Below are 25819 nucleotides of genomic sequence, written 5' to 3' on the forward strand. Positions count from 1 at the left end.
CAATTGAGCATAAACCTTGGGTGATAAAAGCCGGGTTTTAGCAATTAACAATTCACCAAAACAACAAATGATTATGAAGAAATTATTACACAGCCTAAAATTTAAGGGGAAAATCTTTCTCTGCGGCTTTGTATTACAGCTTTTCTGCTTGAATTTGCTGTATGCTGCAGGAGCAAGCACCCAAGGGCCAAAGGATTTGGAAGAAATCCAAGTGTCTTTAGACTTAAATAATGTCTCTTTGGAGGAAGTATTTTCCGCTTTGCATAAAGCGACTGAGTTTTCTTTTGTCTTTGACAAAAAAATGTTGGCCCGTCAGGCCACCGCAAATGTAAAAGTAAATAACGGATCTTTGGAGGAAGTTTTGAGCCAGTTGGCAACTTCCCACGGATTGGCTTTCAAACAGGTTAATGACCGAATCAGTGTAAGGAAAGCTGAAAATAAGGTTGATGCTGTTGCAGCACCTGTGCAGGCACAGGTAACCATCACTGGTACTGTAGTGGATGAAGAGGGTGAGCCTCTTCCAGGTGCTACTGTAACAGTGGTAGGTACCAACAAAGGTACAGTAACTGACATTGATGGTAATTATAGTATTAATGTTGAGGAGGGTGCCACCTTGCAATTCTCTTTTATTGGTTTCGAAAAGAAACAAGTGGTTGTTGAAAATCAAACTGAAATCAACATAACCCTGAAAATGGATGAGAACGCTATGGATGAGGTTGTTGTAGTAGGCTATGGGGAACAAAAAAGAGAACATTTAACCGGTGCGGTAGAAACCGTAAACATGGAGGAGCTTGAGGACCTACCTGTAGGTGATTTAGCTACTGCATTACGCGGAAAACTACCAGGTGTTAATATTTCAGGTGGTTCTACCCGTCCTGGTAGAAAACCAACATTAACGATTAGAAATCCTATATCCTTGTCAAAAGACGGCGGTAATAATCAGCCTTTGTATATTATCGATGGGGTTCTTCAGATTGATGATCATGGGCGAAATGATAATACTTTATTCAACCAACTTGACCCTTCAGAAATCGAAAGCCTTAGTATTTTGAAAGATGCGGCGGCTGCAGTTTATGGTTCAAGAGGTGCTAACGGTGCCGTGGTTATTAAAACAAAACGTGGAAAAGCAGGCCCTCCTAAGTTTAGTTATAATGGATCTTATGGTATTACTGATGAACAGAAGCGCACAGAAATGCTTAGTGCTGCTGAGTATGGACGGTTTATGAATGAACTTAACGGCCCATACGGTAACCCAAATGTTAGCAGGGATGATAGTAATAGCGATAATTATTTCTTCTCCGATGATGAGATTGCACATTTTGAAGACAATAGTTATGACTGGCTTGATCGCGCATGGTCTTCAGCTTCTACGCAAAGACACTCAATTAATGCAAGTGGTGGGGCAGAAGGTGCAACCTATTTTGCAGGCGTTTCTTACTACCAACAAACAGGAAACTTAGCTGAGGTTGATTATGACAAATGGACCTTCCGTGCCGGATCAAATCTTGATATAGCAAGAGGTTTAAAAGCGAATTTGCAGGTGTCTGGTAATTTCTCAAATCGTTCTTCTACTTTTAATAAAGTAAGTGGTGAAAATGAAGAAGATGATTATAATAACTTGCTTCGTGCACCTCGCTATGTACCTCCTTATATTAACGGATTGCCTGTAAATATCCCGAGGGGTGGTATTGGTGGAAATGGATACCATTATTTCGCCATCCAAAACCTTGATAACTTTAAAGTAAATCAGGATCAGACTTTAACCTTCAATATGAATGTTGCCTATGAGGTTCCGTTTATTGATGGATTGGCCTTTAGAGCAACTTATGGTAGAAACATGGGAAGCGGGAAATACCACCAGTTGGGTACAAAGTATGAGCTTTATAATTTTGAAAGAAGCGGAGAAAATGGACATATATATCTGCCAGATGCAGAGGTAGTTGGAGATCCTGTTGTGGTTGAAAATGGGGACCGTATCTTCTATAGAAATTCAGATAGCTTTTCAGAACAATACAACTTTGTTGGAACTTACAACAAAACATTTGGGAAGCATACCATTGGTGCCCTGGCTACGATAGAGCGTGGTGAATCTGAGGGCTCTCAGCAACAGGTTCGACGTGAAGACGTGGCGCCAAATTCAAATGGTGAATTTAACTCAGCATTTGGTCCGCAAGAAGGATATACATGGAGATATGAGTCAGGTGCACTTTCCTACGTAGGGCGAGTAAACTACCGATATGATGATAAGTATTTATTGGAAGTTTTATATCGGTCAGATGCATCTACAAAATTTGCTCCTGAAAATTACTGGGGTCACTTCTACTCAATTTCTGGGGGATGGATAATCTCTGAAGAAGATTTCTTCGAATCGGATGTGCTTGACTTCTTGAAGATCAGGTTATCTCACGGTAAATTAGGGAAAGACGATACCAAAATGTGGGCATGGAGACAACGTTACACCTATCAAATAGCTAAAGGCGCTGCATTTGGTGGCGATGCCCCAAGGACAGATGGGTTTAAGATGGAGCTTTCCCCAAATAGAGATGCGGTCTGGAGTGATGACTATAAAAACAACCTCGGTATTGATATGCAGTTCTTAGATGGGAGGTTAAATATTACAGCTGATGCCTTCTACAATAAAGGACGAAACATGTTAATTGAACGAACAGGAGCTGTACCATTCTCCATTGGAGGTACTGTTGCTGCAGAGAACTATGGCGAAGTGAATTTTTGGGGAGGTGAATTTGCAGTAGGATGGAAAGATAATATAGGTGAAGACTTTAGCTATGGTATTGATGTGAACAGTGGTTGGAGTACCAATAAAGTCCTTGTAGGGAATTTTGATGAGAATTCTGTTTTGCCTTGGTATGCTGGTCAGGGAGAGCCATCAGCCGTTGGAACCTGGGGTTATGATTACCTTGGCATGTTCAAAGACCAGGCAGAAATTGATGCCTATGTGAGTGAGTATAACATTCAACAGGTATTTGGTACACCCGCAAATCAACTAAAACCAGGAATGCTTTATTACCGCGATGTTCGAGGAAATCATTTGGGTGATGGCGAGTTTGCTGAACCAGATGGTATTATCAATGACAATGACCGGGTAGAACTTCAGAGACCAAATTCTAGTTATGGTCTTGGGTCAACCATAAGATTAAAATACAAGCAGCTAAGCCTTCATGCAACTCTTGGAATATCTTGGGGTGGGTATCATGACATTGATGCCAGGAACATCAGGATTAGATCAGAGATCGACCGAAGTTTCCAAAGTGTACCAAAAATCTGGAATAATATCTATAATCCAGATACAAACCCAAATGGTACCATGCCAAATCCATACTTTAGAAATATAAATAATAGACCGTCTGATTTTTGGAGGGTGAGTAGTTTTCGGTTTACCATGCCTAACTTAAACCTGGGCTATTCATTGCCGAAAGAAACTGTTCAAAAATTGAACCTGTCGGCTTTAAGTGTTAGGCTTACTGCAATTAATCCAGTTAACTTTGTTAATCCATATTCCTACAAGAATGCAAATAGTTCATGGGATGGATATCCAGTGTTAAGTACCTATTCTTTAGGCCTAAACATCAGACCGTAACTTAAAATAATGAATACAATGAAGACTATTAATATAAAAAATATAAGCAAATTATATTTACTGGCATTTGTGTTCCTGATGGCATCTTGTAATGATGATTTTCTCGAGGAAAAACAAGATTGGACAGGGGTAAACGAGCAGGTGTTTCAGGATGAATTAAGGGCCTCAGCCTATGTGGACTATGTTTATGGTTTGTTTTTGCCCAGCGATGGGAATGTGCCGCAATGGTATTATAACTCCCATAACGATGACCTAATGCAAACCAGTGATGAGGCATATGGTGAAACAAGATGGAATCAGGAATGGGCAACCATTTCACCAAGTGAATACCATTGTTGGGATTATATTGGTAGAAAGATGACTACCAAGATAGAAAACACACCGTATACCAGAATTCGCCAAATTAATTTATTCATCAATAGCGTAGATGAATATGACGGAATTGATGAGCCAATGAAAAGTTACTTGAAAGGACAGATGTATTTTTGGCGTGCTTATCAGTATTACGATCTGGCCACCTGGTATGGTGGAGTTCCAATCGAATTAGAAGCAAAAAATCCAATTGTGGACCCTTCTGGTGGTACGCCAAGAGCCTCTGCAGAAGAAACTCTCGGACAAGTAATGGCAGATTTAGATAGCGCCATAAATTTATTGCCTGGCAGATGGGCTGATGCAGCTGATTGGGGTAGAGTGACCAGTGGTACGGCTGCAGCTTTAAAAGGAAGGGCCGCCTTGTTATGGGCAAGCCCCCAGTTTAACAGAAATGATGAAGAAGCCCGTTGGGAGGCAGCTTATGAAGTAAATAAAGAAGCTATAGAGATCCTGGAGGCCAATGGATTTGGATTGTATCAGGGAGATTGGGCTGATATTTGGAGTGAGGAAGTTGGTAATCCAGAGGCTGTTTGGGTTTGGAGCTATAATACTATCACAAATGATCGACAAATGAACAGTGGTTGGGCAACTGTTACTCGACCAGGTGATCAGGGAACATTTTATCAATTAAAACCAACCAAACAAACCGTTGATGCCTTCCCGATGAAAGATGGACGTCAAATTGGCGAATCTGAAAATTATAACTACGATTTACAAACGTTTTATAAAAACAGGGATCCACGCTTTTATGCAACCTTTGTATTCCCTGGCGATAAATTTCCATATGGAGATGATCCTGACTACCGCTCCTGGAACTATACCTGGTCTAGTGAGGAAGGATTAGAAACGCCAAATGAGGATACTGGTAGAGCTGCTAGTCGAAGTGGTTTTTATGTGAAGAAAATGACAAATCCTAATGCATCAGATGATGACTTCTTTACAAATTCCGGAAATGATTATATCGAAATACGTTTTGCAGAAGTAGTCCTAAATCTGGCAGAATCTGCGATTGGTTCTGGAAGATTGGATGAAGGTAAACAAGGCATTATGGAAATTCGTGAACGTGCCGGAATCGAGAACCTGGATGGCAGTTATGGATTAGCTAATGTAAATTCAAGAGATGAATTATTTGGAGCTGTTGTAAGAGAAAGACAAGTAGAGTTGGCTTACGAGCGTCAAAAAAGATACCACACCTTGAAACGTTGGATGTTGTTCAATGATGACTTCAATACTTGTACTAGACTGGGAATTGAGCCTCTTGATGGATCAAGAAGAACTGGTTTCTACTTTATTGCCCAAAATGAAAGTGGCGAAGATTATGTAGGAAGTGAGGATCCATTTGAAGGAAGTGATGCTCCGGTAGTGAGCAGAGAACCAGAAGAATTCCCAGAAGGAATTGAAAACCAAGATCAATATACTGAGTGGTGGAGAGATAATTATTTCCGTGTTCAGGAAAGAGATAACCTCGACCCAACAGATAATAACTGGACATTTACCTGGTATAACGAATTTTATTTCCTTGGAATTTATCAGGATCTAATCGATACAAACCCCTACCTACAACAATACCAAACTAAAGGTTGGGGAGGAGATTTTGATCCGCTTCAATAGCAATTATTGATTATGCCAATTAAAGGAACTTATCTCATTTAGAGGTAAGTTCCTTTTTTTTTTTCGGAAATTTGAGTTTTATAAATATTTTTATGATGAAAGAGTAGATTTATTGTTTCAAAATTTTCTTTAGGTAGTTGTTTTTTAATAAGCTGAATATGGCTTTTCAGGAATAAAATAAATCTCGGATTATTTAATTTAAAACAGTCCTTTTATCAAAAGGACTGTTTTTTTTTATTTTTAATGTCCACTCGGTGATATGTTTTTTGTGTAAAAAACAACTTGTTTTTTTGATAAAAACGCAATAAATAAAGCGAATTGGTAAATTAAATGGAAATTTAAATTTTTTTTATCATTTGCATGATTAGATTCCAAATGATTTTTTCCCTTATATAAAATCTAAAAATAAAATGAACAATGAGCTTTATTCCTTAAAAGAACATTTGGATGATTCTTGGTTTATAAAATGGTATTTGGAATGGTGTGATTTCCAGAATCCTTTTCGGGAAAAATGGGCCAAAAATCATCTGGATAGTACCAGGATACCCGGTCAGGTGACGAAAATATTGACTGCCATGGAAGAGGATACTGTTGATTGGGAACAGGAAAACCTAGACCGGGTATGGCAGGAAATTCAAAATCGGATGGACCTGAGGATGGAGACTGAGACCTCAAATCTAAGGAGGGTTAGTACAGCATTTCCTGCAAAGGATCCATTAAAATAATTAGGACTATAAATTTTGCTAGGCCTTGCAGTGGCAATTATTGGAGCTTTGGCTTCATTTGATTTGGGCACATATCAACAAGATCACCTCAGCATCGATCATAAACAGGTGTTTATCCAATTTAAAAAATAGATAAATATATGAGATAATAAGATGAAGAAAAACCGAGAGCAGCCATGAGGGAGTTTCATGCACTTTCATTTTTAAAAAATGGGCTCAAACCAAAAATTTGAAGATCCAATATTATCAAATGAAAATTTACCAAAATAGCTAAGATTATGAAAAAAATGCTTTACTGCCTTAAAACCACGGCTAAGATTTGCCTATTGGGGGCAGTTCTTCAATTGTTTATAAACCAAAGCCTCCAGGCAGGGATCTTGGAGAGAGGGGAAATGGAAATTCTCCTGGAAGCAGAACAGGTGACCATCACCGGTAGGATTATTGACGAAGAGGGCGAGCCACTTCCAGGCGCGACGGTATCTATTGTGGGCACCAATAAAGGAACTGTAACTGACCTGGATGGTACGTATAGCCTTGATGTTGAAGTAGGTGCTACTTTGCAATTCTCTTTTATAGGCTTTGAAAAGCAACAAGTGGTGGTAGGAAACCAAACTCAGATCAATATAACCTTGAAATTGGATGACAATTCTTTGGAAGAGGTAGTTGTAGTAGGTTATGGTGAGGTTAAAAAATCACACTTGACCGGTGCTGTTGAGACTTTGGATGCAACCGAAATTGAGGATCTGCCCACCGGTGACCTCAGTACTGCATTAGCAGGAAGGGTGCTTGGTGTAGGAGTGAGTGGTGGTGCAACCCGTCCTGGTTCTCAGGCTTCCATTAGAATTAGGAACCCTGAAACACTTTCCAAAGATGGTAATGGAACAGCGCCACTTTATGTGATTGATGGGGTGCTCCAAATTGCTGCTGATGGTAGTAATGATGCAACTAGGTTCAATACCTTAGATCCTGCAGAAATAGAAAGTATTTCCTTTTTGAAAGACGCTTCTGCGGCTATTTATGGTTCCAGAGGAGCCAACGGTGCAATAATCGTAACCACTAAAAGGGGTAAAGATGGCAAGCCAAAATTTAACTATAGCGGTTCTTATGGTGTAAATGATGAAGCCTATAGAACCAGGATGTTAAGTGCCTATGAGTTTGGAATGTATTACAATATCATGAACGGTCCATATGGTAAAGCGGCCACCGAGGGTGATGACGATCGGTTCTTCTCTCAAGATGAATTGGATTATTTTAAAACAATCGATTATAACTGGCTGGAAGAGGCTTGGTCTACGGCTTCTACTCAAAGGCATAACCTAAATGTAAGTGGAGGATCACAAAAAGCCAGTTATTTTGCAAGTGCCTCTTACTTTACCCAGGATGGTAACCTAAGTACCTTGGATTATGACAGATGGAACTTCAGGGCTGGGGCGGACATAGAAGTGATGGATAATTTGAAGGCCGGTCTTCAGGTTGCGGGGTATTACGCTGACCGAACTAAGACTTTTAACAAAATCGGTGGTGAGAATGATGAGAATGATTATAGAAACTTATTATTATCACCAAGATATATCCCTCCTTATGTAAATGGTTATCCAGTGGATTTGCCTAGTAACCGGGTAGGGGATTACCACTATTTTGAAATTCAAAAATTGAATAACCTGGCTACTCAAACGGACCAGAATATGAGTGTGAACTTATATGCTGAATATGAAATGCCGTTTGTGGAAGGATTGAAGGCAAGACTTTCCTATGGTAGAAATATGGGGGCAGGAAGAGGAACTCAGGTAGGTACGAGGTATACCTTATATGAATTTGATAGACTTGGAGAAAATGAGCACATCTATGATGGTGCAGAGGTTTCAAAAAGCAGGGAATATAAAAATGGTGATAGGCTTTATTATTCTAACCAAAACTTCCTTTCGACACAGACGAACTTTACAATGAGCTATGCCAATGATTTTGGATTACATAGTGTAAGTGGATTGTTTAGTATTGAACGCGCAGAAGCTGAGTCATCTCAGGAAGATGTATGGAAAGAAGAGCCAACCAGCTTTACCAATGGTCAGTTCAGTACTGCATTTGGAGGGATTGATGGTAGAACCACAGGCTCTGAATCAGGTTCTTTGGGTTATGTTGGCCGTGTGAATTACAGCTATGCTGATAAGTATTTGGCAGAAATCTTATTCCGTTCCGATGCTTCCACCAAGTTTGCTCCTGAAAATTATTGGGGTAAATTCTATTCAGGATCTCTAGGATGGGTTATTTCAAAAGAAGAATTCTTTAATTCTACCTGGATTGATTTCTTGAAGTTCAGATATTCAGCAGGTTTGCTTGGCCGTGATGAGATCAAAGCATGGGGTTGGAGACAACGTTATACCTTCCAAAATGGAAAAGGTGGCGTGTTTGGAGGTAACTCTGATGCATCTACAGGTATGAAGATGGAAAGATCTCCGAACCGTAATGCTTCATGGAGTGATGAGTTCAAAAATAACTTTGGTATCGATGCAAGGTTTTTGGACAGCAGGTTGTCAGCTGTAGTTGAAGCTTACTATAACAAGGAAACCAATAAATTGATGGAAAGGACCGGTAATGTTCCGGTAACTGTAGGTGGAAGCGTGGCTGCTGAAAACTTTGGGGAAATCAATTATTATGGTTTTGAACTTGGCTTAGGATGGAGCGATAATATCGGAGCTTTCAGATACGGTGCTGATCTACGATATGGGCGTTCAAATAATAAATTGATCGTGGGTAACTTTAACGAAACAGATGCCCTATATCCTTGGAGAGACCGTGCAGGTCAGCCTACTGATAATGGCACTTGGGGATATGATTATTTGGGGATGTTCAAGACCCAAGAAGATATCGATAGATATGTAGAGCAATACGAGATTACACAAGTGTTTGGTACTGTTTCAGATAACCTTATGCCTGGAATGCTTTATTACAGAGATATTAGAGGACCTCTTCAAGCTGATGGTACTTTCGCCGGGCCTGATGGAATCATTGATGAAAATGACCAAATTCAATTAGAAAAAGGTAATGCTGGTCATGGCATAGGTTCTACCATTAAGCTTGGCTACAAAGGATTGAGCTTGAATGCAGTATTGACGGCTTCTTGGGGTGACTGGTATGAATATGATGCCAGAAAACCAATGCACCAAAATATCAGCAGAACGTTCCAGAGCGTCCCATCATATTGGGGAAATATTTATGATCCGGTTTTAAATCCTAACGGCGTATTCCCGAATCCAGCTCATGAGAAAATCAGTTTGTCTCCTAGATCTGAATTCTGGAGAGTGGATAGCTTTAGAATGTTTATTAGAAACATCAATATAGGTTATAGCTTACCTAAGCAAGTGACGGACAAGTTGAAAATTAGCAATGCCAGAATGTACTTTACTGTGCTTAACCCGGTTAGTTTCTACAACCCATATGGTTATAAAAACCCTATTGGAGGTTCTTGGGATAATTATCCGGTATTGAGAACTTATTCAGCGGGTTTAAATCTGTCACTGTAAGCTTAATTGACACCCAAAATATTGAAAAGACATGAAAATAATTAAAAATATATGGAGTTTAGCACTGGCAATTTTGGTGCTAACAGGATGTAATGATGATTTCTTGGAGGAGAAATCAGATATTACCGGAGCGAATGAAGAGGTGTTTCAAGATCCTGCTATGGCCCAGGCCTATGTGGATTATGTATACTATCTATTCTCTCCAGGCAATAATGGTAGAAACCTGATTTGGGATCTTTTTGGAAACTTTGAGTTTGCAAAGAATACCGATGAAATGCCAGGTAGAAGTGCTATTAATGGAGAATATGCCCAAATATCCTTTACTGAGGACCATGCTTTGGAATATTTCGGTGAAAGAATGAGTACAAGTCTTAGAAATAATACTTGGACCCGAATGAAACAAATTAACTTGTTCTTGGCGGAAATTGATAAACATGGCCTTCCTGAGCAGTTAAGAAATGAACTTAAAGGCCAAATGTATTTCTGGAGAGCTTGGCAATATTTTGACTTGGTGAAACTTTATGGTGGTGTGCCTTTGATTTTGGAACCCCAAAACCCAATCATTGCAGATGCTGAAGAAACAGAAGTGCCAAGAAGTTCAGCAAAAGAATGTATGGACCAAATAGTGGCAGACTTGGACTTGGCGATGGAATTATTGCCAGGAAAGTGGCCATCTGAAGATTGGGGCCGTATCACAAGCGGAGCTGCAGCTGCATTTAAAAGTAGGGTGTTGATTGCCTATGCCAGTCCACTTTTTAACAGAAGTGATGACCAAGGTAGATGGCAAGCAGCGTATGATGCAGCAACTGAAGCAAGAAGTATTCTTGAAGCCAATGGTTTCGGACTTTACCAGGAAGGAAACCTGGAAAATGGAGAGGCTTGGGAAAATATGTGGTTCGATGAGGTTAATAATCCTGAGGCTGTTATGATTTATGGCTTTAACAATAGAACTTCTGATCAAACCAGAAAGAACAATGGATGGGAAAATGCCTGCCGTCCAAGAACCCTTGGTGGTGGTGGTAGAATGGAGCCAACTATCCAATTGTTGGATGCATTTCCAATGGCTGATGGCCGTCCTATTGGTGAGTCTGCAAACTATGAATATGACTTGAACCATTTTTATAAAAACAGAGATCCACGTTTCTACAAGACTTTTGTCTTCAATGGTGCTCAATGGCCATATAAAGAGGATCAAAACTATAGACACTGGAGTTATAGGTGGTTTAAAAATACTGGTGATGCAACCCCAAATAATACCACAGAAACAAGTGGAGCAAATGCCAGTGGTATCTATATGAGAAAATCTACCAATCCAAATGCTTCCAACGCGGACAACTTTTCTGTGAGTGGTACTGATATTATGGAAATCCGTTTTGCTGAAGTGGTATTGGATATTGCTGAGGCAGCTATCGGCATTGGAAATATTCAGGAAGGTTTGAATGCGATCATGGAAGTAAGAGAGCGTGCAGGAGTTGAGAATCTAGATGGATCTTTCGGCCTTGGAAGTGGATTAAGCAGAGATGAGGCTTTTGCTAAGGTGCTAACTGAGAGAAAAATCGAATTTGCTTTTGAAGGCAGAAGATTCTGGGATTTGAGAAGATGGTTGTTGATGGATGATACCTATGGTACTACAACTAGGCTAGGTTTTGAGCCAATAGACGGTATGAGAAGAAAAGGAATCTATGTGATGGTAAAAGATGATGCTGGTGAGTTTTATGCTGGGGGGAGTGATCCTTTGATTGGAGATGAAGATGGCAATGCCATTATTGTAAATCGTTCTCCAGAAGAATATCCTGAAGGTATTGAAACTGAAGAGGAATATTTGGATTACCTCTATGACAATTATTTTGAAGTACAGATTAAGGATGATCTTGATCCAACCAATAATAATTGGACATTCACCTGGTATCCAGAGTACACCTTCTTTGGACTAAATGAAAATGTCCTAAGCACTTCACCTTATTTGGAGCAGACTATTGGATGGCCAAGTATGAAAGGTGAGGGTACTTTTGATCCTCTTGCTGAGTAATAATTAAAAATAATTTAAAGTTAAACCTTCCCATGCCTGGCTTCCCGGTCAATGGGAAGGTTTTTTAGTGCTAATATTTATCCTAATCTAAAGATGATCAAATCTCTTTTAAGTATCTTATTGAGCATTTTGGCTTTTTCTGCGGCCTTTGCCCAATACCCTGATGTTCCTGCTGAAGCCCGGGCAAAGTCAGATTCAATAATGTCAGCCAACCAAAAGCTTTCAGATGAAGCCTGGAGGGATGCCTGGCCCATTGTATTAAAGGAAATGGAAGAAGGTAAGCCATATGTTCCATGGGCTTTCAGGCCGACTGATATTCCTCAAGCGAATATTCCTGCCTTCCCTGGTGCCGAAGGAGGAGGAATGTACAGCTTTGGGGGCCGGGGAGGAAAAGTTCTCACTGTAACCAGTTTGGAAGATCGAGGTCCAGGTACGCTTAGGGAAGCCTGTGAAAAAGGTGGAGCTAGGATTGTGGTTTTTAATGTGGCTGGGATCATCAAATTGAAATCGCCGCTAATTATTAGAGCACCTTATATTACCATCGCAGGTCAAACTGCTCCAGGTGATGGCGTTTGTGTGGCAGGTGAATCTGTTTGGATTGACACCCATGATGTGGTGATACGCCATATGCGGTTCCGGAGAGGCGAAACTTTTGTAGGTAGAAGAGATGATGCAATAGGCGGTAATCCGGTAGGAAATATTATGATTGATCACGTTTCTGCAAGTTGGGGTTTGGACGAAAATATGTCGATGTACCGTCATATGTACAGCCCAGGCGGGGATTATAAAGAAGTTAAAAGAGGAACGGTAAATATCACCATCCAGAACAGTATATTCTCTGAGGCTTTGGATACCTACAACCACTCTTTGGGGAGTACTTTGGGAGGTGAAAATTGCTCTTTTATGAGAAATCTTTGGGCCAATAATGCGGGGAGAAATCCATCCATTGGCTGGAATGGGATTTTTAACTTTGTGAATAATGTGGTATTTAATTGGAGCCATAGGACCACCGATGGAGGGGATTATATGGCCAAATACAATATTATGAACAATTACTACAAGCCAGGTCCAGCGACTCCAAAAGATGAGCCAATTGCTTACCGGATTTTAAGGCCTGATGCAGTGCTTTCAAGATTGGACACTACCGTTTTTGGTAGAGCCCATATTACCGGAAATATTGTTGAAGGGTTTGATAAGGTGAGCCAGGACAACTGGGAAGGTGGAATTCAACTAAATGGCAAAAAAGGAGAAATGACCTTGTCTGAAGCCAAACATTATTTCCCGAGAATTAAGTCCAATAAATCTTTCCCAATGCCAGAAATGGCCATTATGCCCGCTCAGGAGGCTTATGAGTTTGTCTTGGCCAATGTTGGTGCAACATTGCCCCATCGTGATCCTGTGGATGAAAGGGTGATCCGAACGGTAAAAACTGGCAAAGCTGAATATGTGAAAGGCTTAAATCCCGAGGATTATTACCAGTTTGAGCACAGGAGGTTGCCCAGGGATGCGTATAAAATGGGAATCATTACAGATATTTCCCAGGTCGGTGGTTACCCTGAATATAAAGGCAAACCTTATCAGGACAGTGACAAAGATGGAATGCCCGACAAATGGGAGAAAAAGCAAGGCTTAGACCCTAAAGATCCAACAGATGCCAACGGAGACTTAAACGGTGATGGATACACCAATATCGAAAAGTATATCAACGGTATTGATACCAAACAAAAAACCGATTGGTCCAAGCTAGCCAATAACCATGATACTTTGGCTAAAAACGGCTTAGGAAGATAGATTTTTGATTCAAAAATCAGGTACCGAATATCAATTTAGGATACTTGGTACCTGATTCCTTTTACTTTTATATAAACACCGGTGGCATCACAATCCAATTTGCGGAGCCAGTCGTAGTCTTCTAACTCTTATTTATATGATGGAGGTCTATACAAAAAACCAAAATAAACGCTCCCCCTACCGATCCTTGTCCTAATTCCTCTTATTTTTTACCCAATTTAGTCTTGATACCAAAATCTTGCTACTTTTTACTTTTTTCACCCCAAAATCTTAAAACCCACTTTTCCCAACTCAGTCTTCAAATATCCCTTTTCAGCTTGCTTAAACCCCATTAGCAGGATAGGTCAGGAAGGTTAATGGTCCTTATCTTTTAACTTTACATTAGTGATTGGGAGGGACTTGAGTGCATTTTGGTTCAATGTTCCTAATTCAATTTTGATTGAAAATATTAAAAATTTTATGGGTAACCAGACCCAAAATAACGCTAAACTAATTGCATATGTTTTTATTTAATAATTCTACTCAACAAAAAGGATTAGGCTTAGGCTTGTTCCTTTGCCTGTTGGGTTTTCAGGCTTTTGCCCAATACCCGGAAATTCCAGAAGCCCTACAAAATGAAACTGATGCGGCCATGGCTGCTGAAGAGCAAAGATTGGAACAAGTATGGGAAAATATCTACCCAACAATAGAAAAAGAAGCTGCTCAGGGGAAACCTTATATCCCTTGGGGCTCTTACCCAAAAGATTTTGAAAAGGCCGAAATTCCCGCTTTTCCAGGTGCTGAAGGCGGAGGGGCTTATACCTTAGGGGGTAGAGGCGGAAAAGTCTTTGTAGTAACTAATTTGGCTGATAATGGCCCCGGAACATTAAGGGAAGCCTGTGAGGCAGGTGGCGCCAGAACTATCGTTTTTAATGTGGCTGGAATCATCCACTTGGAAACCCCAATCAGTATCAGAGCTCCTTATGTGACTATTGCCGGTCAAACCGCTCCAGGTGATGGTGTTTGTGTGGCTGGAGAGACTTTCAGGGTGGATACCCATGATGTGATCATCCGTCACATGAGATTCAGAAGAGGGCAAACAGATGTTACCCGTAGAGCTGATGCATTAGGAGGAAACCCCATGGGAAATGTGATTATCGACCATTGTTCTGCAAGTTGGGGCTTGGATGAAAACATGTCCATTTACAGAAACATGTTTAAGCCCAATGAGAATTCTGACCGTAAAAAATTGCCAACTTCCAATATCACCATTCAAAACACCATTTCTGCCGAAGGTTTGGATACTTATAACCACGCATTTGGAAGTACCATTGGTGGTTTGAACAGTACCTTTATGCGAAACCTTTGGGCCAATAATGTGGGTAGAAACCCATCTGTCGGCATGTATGGTGATTTTACTTTTGCCAATAACGTACTTTTCAACTGGTGGAACAGATCCGTGGACGGTGGTGATTACCGCTCCATGTTCAATATCATCAACAATTATTACAAGCCAGGGCCGATCACTCCTGAAGGTGATATCCGACACAGGATCATCAAACCGGAATCTGGTTGGTTGGATCCAAAAACTTTTGGCCGCGCTTATGTGGAGGGTAATATCGTAGAAGGCTTCCCGGAAGTTTCTGAAGATAACTGGAATGGTGGAGTTCAACCTGGAGATTTGAAGCCAGAAGAACGCCAAAAGCATTTCGCCTATATGAAGCAAGAAGAGCCATTTCCAACTGCTCCCATGACCATTTTGCCTGCCAAAGAGGCTTTTGAATATGTAATGGAAAATGTTGGGGCCATTCTTCCTGTTCGGGATGCTGTAGATAAAAGAGTAATCAAGCAAGTAAGAACTGGGGAAATAAATGCCAAAGAAGGAATGGAAATGGAAGTGGGAAGTGAATTTATCCACAGAAGGCTTCCAAAAGACTCCTACAAAAAAGGTATCATCATGCACCCTGACCAAGTGGGGGGGTATCCAGATTACCAAGGGGAGCCTTATGCGGATGAAGACGAGGATGGCATTCCAACTGCCTGGGAAGAAAAATATGGCCTGGATCCTAATGATCCAACCGATGCCAATGGTGACATCAATGGGGATGGCTACACCAACATTGAAAAATATTTTAATGGCATAGATCCAACCAAAAAAGTGGATTGGACCGAATGGGAAAATAACGAAGACACTTTGCTTGAACTTGCAAAGACCCAGAGTAGGCTGCTTCAATAATTAATAAACGAAAGAAAAATACATCATTATGAAAAAAGTAATATTATCAGCATTTGTGATGCTTCTTACAATAGGAGCTAATGTGGTCAACGCACAAGACTTTGATCCTGAATATGTAAAAGTCACCAATGAGCGTGCCCGTAAGATTGTGGATAAAATGGATATCCAAAGTGAAGAAAAAGCTGACCTGGTAACAGATTATATTGCCAAGCAATATAGGAACCTGAGTGTGATCCATGATGCCAGGGATGCCAAAATCGAAGCGGTAAAAGAAACTTATGAAGGGGAAAAAGAAGCAAGAAAGATCAAAAAGGCCGAAAAAAAGGCAGACAAAAAAATGGATCGTCTGCACAAAAAATTCATCGACCAATTGTCTTCAGAATTGACTGATGAGCAGGTGGAAGAGGTGAAAAATGGCATGACTTATCATGTTGCTCCTAATACCTTCAAAGTATATCAGGAGATGGTTCCTGATTTAACCGAAGAGCAAAAAGCAAAAATCTGGAGCTGGTTGGCAGAAGCAAGGGAACATGCCATGGATGCAGGTTCATCCCATGCCAAACATGCTTGGTTTGGCAAATACAAAGGTAAAATCAACAATTACCTTTCTGGATTGGGAGTGGATCTGAAAAAAGCAGAAAAGGAAATGTTTGAGCGTAAAGCCCAAAATAATTAATTCCAGACCTTTTGATATAAAAGCATAAAATGCCCAAACTCAAATAACCATAGGATGAGAATCATTAATTTAAATATGCTATCAAATAGAAAAAATACGGGGAATTGGGTTTCTCCGTATTTTGTTTTTTGGGTGATTTTTTCCCTAATGGCCACAAGCATACAGGCCAGACAGGAACAAACTAAGCCCATAAGCTATTCCCAGGGTCAATTACAATATGAAGCCCAAGAGGATGGGGATAGGATACCAGATTTTTCTTATTGCGGATACCTGGCAAGTGAAATGGCCATTCCCACCATTCCGGTAAAAGTGGTTTTGTCATCAGATAATGAAGATGCTACTGAAAAAATCCAAGCTGCTTTAGATTATGTGGGAACCTTGCCCAAAGATGAATTTGGATTCCGTGGTGCTGTTTTACTGGGACAAGGGACTTTTAAGGTCGGTGGCCAATTGCAATTGAATGCTTCGGGTGTGGTCTTGAGAGGAAGCGGACAAGGTGAGCAAGGTACTATCCTGCTTGGAACCGGAACTACCCGTGAAACTTTGATCAGGGTACTGGGTGAAGATGATAGACAATGGGGAGATACCCTGAAAATTTCCGATGAGTATGTTTCTGTAAATGCAACCTCATTTAAGCTGGAGTCCTCTAATAAATTGAAGGAAGGCAATCAAGTGGCTGTGGTAAGACCATCTACCCAGGAATGGATTGACAAACTGGAAATGAATGAGTTTGGTGGGGAAACCGGCTGGGTAGGCTGGAAACTCGGAGACCATACCTTAAGATGGGAAAGGAAAATCAAAGCCATAAATGGAAATGAAGTAGAACTGGATGTGCCCATAACCAATTCCATTGATGAACAATTTGGAGGAGGGTATCTGGTAACCTATGATTGGCCTGGAAGAATTGAAAAAGTGGGGGTTGAAAACCTGACTTTGAAATCTACTTATGACCAGGAAAATCCAAAAGATGAAGCCCATAGGTGGTCTGCCATCAGCCTGGAAAATGTACAGGATGCATGGGTAAGGCAAATTGAATTCAAACATTTTGCAGGATCTGCAGTGGCGATCTATAAAACTGGACGCAGGGTAACCGTAGAGGATTGTCAATCCTTATCTCCTGTATCTGAAATTGCCGGGGAAAGAAGGAATTCATTTTTCACCGAAGGCCAACAAACCCTTTTCCAAAGATGTTATTCAGAATATGGCTACCATGATTTTTCCACTGGTCTAGCCGTAGCAGGTCCAAATGCCTTTGTGCAGTGTAAAGCCTATTTGCCCCACAATTTCAGCGGTGCGCAGCAAGGCTGGGCATCCGGAATTTTGTTTGATGTGGTGAGGATCGATGGCCACGCCCTTAAGTTTTATAACCGTGAGCAGGAAGGAAGAGGAGCCGGATGGACAGCTGCCAACAGTATGTTCTGGCAATGTAATGCTGCCAAAATTGAAAATTATAACCCACCCACAGCTCAAAACTGGGCCGTTGGAGTTTGGGCCCAATTCTCTGGTGATGGTTATTGGGGAGAGGTCAACAACCATGTCAATCCAAGAAGTTTATTTTATGCCCAATTGGAAGAAAGGTTGGGAATATTACCACTGGAACCTTATTTGATGCCGGTAGGGTCCGAACCTTCCACCAGTCCCACATTGGAACAGGCGCGAGAACTGACCATATTGGCCAGGGAGGAGCTGCTGACCTTGGAAGAATGGGTTGCTTTAGCCCCAGAAAGAAATCCGATTTCTATCGAGCATGAAAACGCCAAAACTTTGGCTGACTTGCCTATAAATAGATATGGAAAAGAAATTGACATCTCTCAAGAGCAAATTGAGATTGTTAATGGCCGTTTGATTTGGGATGGAAAACTTTTGACCGGGAAAACCCAAACCGTGCAATGGTGGAGAGGAAGCATTAGACCTAGGGAAGTGGGAAGGGCAAGACCTCATGTCACCCGATTTGTTCCTGGAAGATATGGAAAAGGTTATACTGATTATATCCCTGATGTAGTAAAATCCCTGAAAAATAACGGAGCGGTTGCCCTGGATCATAATTATGGATTGTGGTATGATCGCCGCAGGGATGACCATGAACGCGTTCGCCGTATGGATCCTGATGTTTGGCCGCCATTTTATGAGCAGCCTTTTGCCAGAAGTGGTAAAGGGGAAGCTTGGGATAGGTTAAGCAAATATGACTTGACAAAATATAATACCTGGTATTGGAGCCGCTTGAAGCAATTTGCTGACCAGGCAGAAGATGAAGGGATCCTGTTGATGCACCAAAATTATTTCCAGCACAATATCCTGGAAGCAGGTGCTCACTGGGCAGATTCTCCCTGGAGGCCTGCCAATAATATCAACCATACGGGATTTCCCGAGCCAGCACCATACGCGGGGGACAAAAGGATTTTTTTGGATGAACAATTTTATGATATCAACCATCCTGTCAGAAGGGAATTGCACAGGTTGTTTATCAGGCAGTGTATGGAAAACTTTGCTGAAAACAGCAATGTCCTACAGTTTACTAGTGCAGAGTACACTGGCCCATTACATTTTGTGGAATTCTGGCTGGATGTGATCCAGGAATGGCAACAGGAAAAGGGCCAGGATGCTTTGATAGCCCTGAGTACTACCAAAGATGTCCAGGATGCCATCCTTGCTGATGAAAAAAGGAATGACTTGGTGGATGTGATTGATATCCGTTATTGGCACCCATCTGAAGATGGTGATTATGCGCCCCAAGGAGGCAAACACCTTGCACCTCGTCAGCATGCACGGAAAATGAGACAGGGAAAAGAAACGCCTGGATCTGTTTACGAAGGAGTCTTGAGATACAGAAAACTATTCCCAGACAAAGCGGTGATTTACTCCACCCATGCAGCAGGTGGATTAGGTTGGCCTGTGCTTTTTGCAGGTGGGTCATTGCCTAGCTTGCCGGAAATTGATGTAGAAGGGTTTAAAGAAAGCTTAGCTACTTTCCGCCCTGTTGATTCCAAAGGTTCCAATTGGAAAATGGAAAACCAAAATGGTGAACAACTGATCTACAGTCGTGGGAATGCCAAACTGGACCTTGAGCTGAGTGGATCAAGAAGTCGACTTGAGGCTTACATTATCAATCCTGAATCAGGAAAATTGGAAGAACGAACCAGTTTAAGAGGAAGTCGAAGCAAAACCCTTGATTTGCCTGATGAGGGCGGCTGGGTGGTTTATATCAAAAAATAATATAATAGCTCTCGGTTGCAATGAGGGCTATTCCACGTATTTATTGGTCCTTGTTTCAATGGTCCTCGTTGCAAACGTGGACCATACATATAAAAAAAAAGAAAGCAATTATTAAAACACAAAATATGCATCTCAACAAAATAACAATTGGCATTGCCGCCCTGACATTGGGTAGCTTTATGGGCTGTCAAAGCCCCAAAGAGGAAACCAAGGTGGAAGTTGAAGAGCCACAGGGCCTTCCTGCCCTTAAAGTTTCTGAAAATGACCGGTATTTTGTGACCGAAAAAGGGGAACCCTTCTTTTGGTTGGGGGATACAGGTTGGTTGATGTTCAATAAGCTGAAAAGAGAAGAAACAGAACATTACCTGGAAGACAGAAAACAAAAAGGATACAATGTCATCCAAGTGATGACCCTGCATACGCTTGGAGCCGTCAATGCCTATGGGGACAGCGCCTTGATCAACCAAAATGTGGCGGAACCATTGATTACTGAAGGGGACGATTTCTCTGACTCCATTGCGTATGATTTTTGGGACCATATTGATTTTGTGGTCAATACAGCAGAAGAAAAAGGGCTATATGTGGCCATGGTCCCTGTATGGGGCAATAATGTGAAAAATGGCGGGGTAACCGTTGAGGAAGCCAAAGCCTATGGCCAATTTTTGGGAGAAAGGTACAAGGATCAAAAGAATGTGATCTGGCTTAATGGGGGTGATACCTTTGGTAATGAATATACCGATGTTTGGAATGCCCTTGGAAATACTCTGGATCAGGTTAACCCCAATCACCTGATTACTTTCCACCCAAGAGGGAGGATGCAGTCTTCCGATTGGTTTGCAGATGCGCCTTGGATGGATTTCCATATGTTCCAATCAGGTCATAGACGTTATGATCAGGATGACACCGAAAGGGCCTATGGTGAAGACAACTGGAGATATGTAAAGGCAGATTATGCCCTGGATCGTAAAATGCCAACCGTAGATGGTGAACCTTCCTATGAAGGGATCCCTGAAGGATTGCATGATCCTGAAGAAGGATTTTGGGATGATGATGCAGTGAGAAGGTATGCTTACTGGGCAGTTTTTGCAGGTGCTGCCGGCCATACTTATGGACACAGCGCTGTGATGCAAATGCACCGCGAACAAGATGGAGAAGTAGGTGCTTATGGAAACAAAAAACTTTGGACTGAGGCTTTGGATGATCCGGGAGCCAAACAAATGGTCCATTTGAAAGACCTGATTCTGGAATTCCCCTATTTGGAAAGAGTGCCGGATCAATCCCTGGTGGTCAATCAAGGAGAGAAATATGATTACCTGGCAGCTACCAGAGGTGAGGATTATGCCCTGGTTTACACTTATACCGGAAGACCTATTGAAGTTGATTTGGAAGTTATTGAAGGCGAAAATGTTAAGGCCAGGTGGTTCAATCCGCGAAATGGGCAGTTTTCCGAAATCGGTGAATTTGAGGCAGTTGGGAATAAAGAGTTCACACCAAGCGGGAAGGTGCAGGATGGCAACGATTGGGTTTTGGTGTTAAATTACATGTAATATAAATGGCGGATTTTGAGGCAAATAGAGGATAAGGCTCTTTGTTTTATGTGGTTTTGTCCTTGCCTCGCAAATTAAACAAGTCAAAAAAATTGGCCTATTAATCCAAAGTAACAAATGAACAAGCGTTTATCCTATTTATTATTAGTCAGTCTTTTTATCACCTTTTCGGCCCTTGGTGGTCCCAAGGAAGGATGGATCAATATCCTGGAAGTAGGTGGAAACAATAAAGGAGAACTTTGCACGGAAGCCATTCATGGTGCTATCGAAAAGGCCTCAGAAAGAGGAGGGGGAACTATTTATTTCCCTGCAGGGGAATACCTGACCGGAGCGATAAAATTGGAAAGCAATATTACCCTTCATCTTGATGCAGGGGCGGTATTAAAATTTTCTACCAATTTTGAACATTACCTTCCCTTTGTACAGATGCGTTGGGAAGGGACCGTAATGAACAACTTTTCACCTCTGATTTATGCTTATGAAGCTGAAAATATAACCATTACCGGTAGAGGTAGAATTGATGGCCAGGGGAAACCTTGGTGGATGGAAATGTTCCGTATCCATGAGGCGAAGGGCCCCATTCCTTTGACCAAATACCAAAAGATGTGGATGGAGCAAAACGAAGGGCTTGAAACAGAAGAATATTATCAAAAGACCATGAATTTGAAATTCTTCCGACCACCCTTGATTCAGCCTTTCCGTTGTAAAAATGTTCGCATTGAAGGGGTGACCATTGAAAATTCCCCGTTTTGGACGGTAAACCCTGCTTTTTGTGAAAATGTGACCATTACAGGGGTAACCATCAAAAACCCACCATCTCCCAATACAGATGGAATCAACCCAACTTCTTGCAAAAATGTCCACATTTCTGACAGCCATATCAGTGTAGGGGATGATTGCATCACCATCAAATCCGGAAGGGATATCAATGGAAGAAAGTGGGCTACACCAACCGAAAATGTAACCATTACCAACTGCACCATGCTTAGCGGTCACGGTGGTGTGGTTATCGGAAGTGAGATTTCTGGTAGCATTAGGAAAGTAACCATCTCCAATTGTGTCTTTGATGGTACCGATAGGGGCATTCGCTTGAAAGCAGCCCGTGGACGTGGGGGTGTTGTAGAGGAAATCCGCGTGAATAATGTGGTGATGAAAAATATCCAAAAAGAGGCTTTTGTGATGAACCTCTTCTATGATAAAAATACCAAACCTGAACCGGTGACCGAAAGAACTCCAACTTTCAGAAATATTCATATTTCCAATGTGACTGGTTCCGGGGTGAATGTAGCAGGAAAAGTATTGGGTATTGAAGAGATGCCAGTTCAGGATATCAGCTTCTCCAATATCAATATGGAAGCTAAAGAAGGCCTTTTTATCCACACAGCTAAAGAAGTGGAATTGCATGATGTTAAAATCTCTACAGAGATTGGACCATCTGTAACAGCTGAAGAGGTGCATGGTTTGGTATTGGATAATGTGAAAACAGAAAAACCAAAACAAGATCGCCCTGTAGTGGAGATCAAAAATGTATCCAATGCATTCATCACTAATAACTTCCCCATGGTGGAAACGCCAAACTATTTGGAAATTTCGGGAGAGAAAACAGAAAAGATTTTCCTTCAAAACAACCAATGGGGCAATGTAACCAACCCTGTAATCAAAGGTAAAGGTTTAAATACCAACGCCATTAGTGAAAAATAATAGGGTGATGCAAAACGTGAAAAATATAGGTTTGATGGCTTTTCTGGCATTGGTAATCACTGTTCTCAGTGCTTGCCAGTCAGAAAAGGAATATTACATTTTTACCTCTTTCAGGGAACCAGCCGATGAGGGGCTATATCTGGCCTACAGCGAAGATGGTTATAACTGGAAGGATTTGGGTGGACCTTATTTGCCTCCTGTAGTTGGGGAAAGTAAGATCATGAGAGACCCTTCCGTGGTTAAAGGCCCGGATGGTACTTACCATATGGTTTGGACAACTGACTGGAGAGGTGGAAATGGCTTTGGCTATGCCAGCACCAAAGACTTCATTAACTGGTCAGAGCAACAGTTTATTCCTGTGATGGACCATGAACCTGATGTGGTGAATGTATGGGCTCCAGAGATTTATTATGATGATGTCAAAGAAAGGTATATCATCATTTGGGCTTCTACCATTCCTTACCGTTTCGAAAAGGGCGAAGAAGAAGAGAAGAATAATCACCGGATGTATTATACCACCACCAAAGACTTCAAGACCTTTACCGATACCGAACTTTTTATCGATCCTGGATTTAGCGTCATTGATGCTGTGATTGTCAAAAGGGGAATAGAAGATTATGCCCTGGTATTGAAGGATAATACCCGGCCCAACCGAAACCTGAAGGTGGCATTCGGTGGATCTCCCCTGGGACCTTTTGATGATATTTCAGAGCCCTATACTGATTTCCTGACCGAAGGACCAACAGTGATTAAGGAAGATGGAAAATGGATCATTTATTACGATAGTTATGGGTCAAAAACCTATGAAGCTGTCGCCACTGAGAATTTTGAATCCTTTACTAATATTGCTGATCAAGTCAGCCTTCCTGAAGGTCACAAACACGGCACCATAAGCACGATTTCCGAAGATGTTTTGGAAAAACTAAAAGCAGAAGCGAAAAAGAAATAAAATGAGCTATAACGAAATTTTAAATAATAATTTTAAAAAGCTTTTTGCCGGTTTATTGATGACCGGTGCGACGCTGGGAACGGCTGAAGTAATGGGGCAAGATACCCTTCATTACAGCGGTGAAACCCTTTCCCGGGTGGATTACCACCACGGCCAATTACAACCAGCCGTTGGCGTTCATGCCATCCAGACCATGCGTGCCAACAGGCAACAGCCTGATAAGGCAGATGGATTTGGCTGGACCTATAACCATGCTCCTATGTTGGCTTACTGGAATGGCACTTTCTTTATGGAATACCTTAGTGATCCAGTGGGTGAGCATATTCCACCTGGCCAGACTTTGTTGCAGACTTCCAAGGATGGCTACAACTGGACGGATCCGGAAGTGATTTTTCCTCCATACCGCATACCAGATGGCACCACCAAAGAAAACTATGAAGGGGTGGCCAAGGACCTGGATGCTGTCATGCACCAAAGAATGGGCTTTTATGTAGCCTCCAATAATAAATTTTTGGCTTTGGCTTATTATGGTATTGCATTGGATGCCCATGATGGACCTAATGATGGCCATGGAATCGGCCGTGTAGTGAGGGAAATCAATGAAGATGGCAGTTTTGGTCCTATCCACTTTATCCGCTATAACGATGGATGGAATGAGGACAATACAGATTACCCATTTTATAAAGACAGCAAGGACAAAGCTTTTGTAAAAGCCTGTGATGAATTGCTTAGCAAACCCTTGATGATGCAGCAATGGGTAGAGGAAGCCGACAGGGATGATCCATTGATTCCTCTTCAAAAGCAATATAAGGCATTCAGTTATTACCATTTGCCTGATGGCAGGGTGGTAGGTTTGTGGAAACACGCCCTTACCAGTGTTAGCCATGATGGAGGAGAGACTTGGGAATACAATCCATTGAGAGCTCCTGGCGTGGTAAATGGCAATGCAAAAATCTGGGGCCAAAGAACGGATGATGGCGCTTATGCCACTGTCTATAATCCTTCAGAATACAGGTGGCCATTGGCTGTTTCAACCAGCCAGGATGGTTTGGATTATACGGATCTTCTTTTGGTGCATGGAGAAATCACTTCTATGCGTTACGGGGGAAATTATAAATCCTATGGTCCTCAATATGTAAGGGGTATCCTGGAAGGTAATGGCAACCCACCAGACAACAAAATGTGGTTGACCTACAGTGTAAACAAGGAGGATATCTGGGTAGCATCTGTACCTACTCCAATTACCGCAGAAGCTGCTGGCCACGCCAATGAGGTATTTAATGAAATTCCTGACGGGAGTGAATTAGATCTATGGAATATCTACAGCCCTGCATGGGCAAGGGTAGAAATAGAAAAAGATAATGAAGGAAATAAATGGTTGGCATTCAATGATAAGGACCCATTTGATTATGGCAAGGCCCAAAGGATTGTTCCGGAAAGCGAACAGTTGCATGTGGAATTTACTGTTAAGCCAGAACAAAATGACCATGGAAAATTCCAAATAGAATTCCGGGATGCTAAAGGCCGACCTGGTGTGCAGTTGATCTTTGATGAAGATGGAAAGTTCAAAACCCGGTCAGGGTACCGGATGAATACCCTGACCGAGTATGAGGCTGGCGAGGAATACCATGTTGAATTGGAGCTGGATGCCAGTACCCGTTTCTATCAGATAAAGGTCAATGGAGAAAACAAAGGACCTAAATTGTTCTTTGCTCCATTGGATAAAATGGAAAGGGTGATGTTCAGAACTGGAACACAAAGATATTTCCCTACAGCTGAAACACCTACTGACCAGGATTATGATCTTGAAGATCCGGGAAGGGAAGATCCTGAAGCCAAGTTCTACCTAAAGTCCTTAATTACTTATTAAT

General features: G+C 41.6%; 13 protein-coding genes. All 13 read left to right on the top strand.

Annotation, left to right across the window (positions count from 1 at the left end; translation table 11 throughout):
• The first annotated feature begins 16 nt into the window (after positions 1-16).
• The 13 genes from QWY93_RS08395 (at position 17) to QWY93_RS08455 (ending at position 25818) form a co-directional block, all read left to right on the top strand.
• Positions 17-3598 carry a TonB-dependent receptor gene (locus QWY93_RS08395; RefSeq protein WP_290247748.1) on the top strand — a complete coding sequence of 1194 codons (3582 nt, stop codon included), beginning with the start codon at positions 17-19 and terminating at the stop codon, positions 3596-3598.
• Between the two features lie 18 nt (positions 3599-3616).
• A complete protein-coding gene (locus tag QWY93_RS08400) occupies positions 3617-5581 on the top strand; it encodes a RagB/SusD family nutrient uptake outer membrane protein (RefSeq protein ID WP_290247749.1) in 1965 nt (654 codons plus the stop codon).
• Between the two features lie 410 nt (positions 5582-5991).
• The gene (locus QWY93_RS08405; protein ID WP_290247750.1) at positions 5992-6306 is read left to right on the top strand and encodes a hypothetical protein; all 315 of its coding nucleotides are present in this window, start codon (positions 5992-5994) and stop codon (positions 6304-6306) included.
• A 278-nt stretch (positions 6307-6584) separates the two neighbouring features.
• Entirely contained in the window at positions 6585-9827 is a 3243-nt protein-coding gene (locus QWY93_RS08410) for a SusC/RagA family TonB-linked outer membrane protein (protein ID WP_290247751.1), read from the top strand.
• 31 nt (positions 9828-9858) lie between these two features.
• A complete protein-coding gene (locus QWY93_RS08415; protein ID WP_290247754.1) occupies positions 9859-11856 on the top strand; it encodes a RagB/SusD family nutrient uptake outer membrane protein in 1998 nt (665 codons plus the stop codon).
• Between the two features lie 93 nt (positions 11857-11949).
• On the top strand, positions 11950-13647 hold the full coding sequence (locus QWY93_RS08420; RefSeq protein ID WP_290247755.1) for a pectate lyase family protein: 1698 nt from the start codon (positions 11950-11952) through the stop codon (positions 13645-13647).
• A gap of 499 nt (positions 13648-14146) precedes the next feature.
• A complete protein-coding gene (locus QWY93_RS08425) occupies positions 14147-15862 on the top strand; it encodes a pectate lyase family protein (protein ID WP_290247756.1) in 1716 nt (571 codons plus the stop codon).
• A 28-nt stretch (positions 15863-15890) separates the two neighbouring features.
• The gene (locus tag QWY93_RS08430; RefSeq protein WP_290247757.1) at positions 15891-16538 is read left to right on the top strand and encodes a DUF3826 domain-containing protein; all 648 of its coding nucleotides are present in this window, start codon (positions 15891-15893) and stop codon (positions 16536-16538) included.
• A gap of 54 nt (positions 16539-16592) precedes the next feature.
• Entirely contained in the window at positions 16593-19751 is a 3159-nt protein-coding gene (locus tag QWY93_RS08435; RefSeq protein WP_290247758.1) for a DUF6298 domain-containing protein, read from the top strand.
• Between the two features lie 125 nt (positions 19752-19876).
• A complete protein-coding gene (locus QWY93_RS08440; RefSeq protein WP_290247759.1) occupies positions 19877-21298 on the top strand; it encodes a glycoside hydrolase family 140 protein in 1422 nt (473 codons plus the stop codon).
• 117 nt (positions 21299-21415) lie between these two features.
• A complete protein-coding gene (locus tag QWY93_RS08445; RefSeq protein WP_290247761.1) occupies positions 21416-22999 on the top strand; it encodes a glycoside hydrolase family 28 protein in 1584 nt (527 codons plus the stop codon).
• A gap of 7 nt (positions 23000-23006) precedes the next feature.
• Positions 23007-23948, top strand: coding sequence for a glycoside hydrolase family 43 protein (locus QWY93_RS08450; RefSeq protein ID WP_290247762.1), 942 nt, complete (start codon positions 23007-23009; stop codon positions 23946-23948).
• A gap of 1 nt (position 23949) precedes the next feature.
• On the top strand, positions 23950-25818 hold the full coding sequence (locus tag QWY93_RS08455) for a sialidase/neuraminidase family protein (protein WP_290247763.1): 1869 nt from the start codon (positions 23950-23952) through the stop codon (positions 25816-25818).
• Position 25819 lies beyond the last annotated feature (1 nt).

This window comes from Echinicola jeungdonensis, from assembly GCF_030409905.1.
Taxonomy (GTDB): domain Bacteria; phylum Bacteroidota; class Bacteroidia; order Cytophagales; family Cyclobacteriaceae; genus Echinicola; species Echinicola jeungdonensis.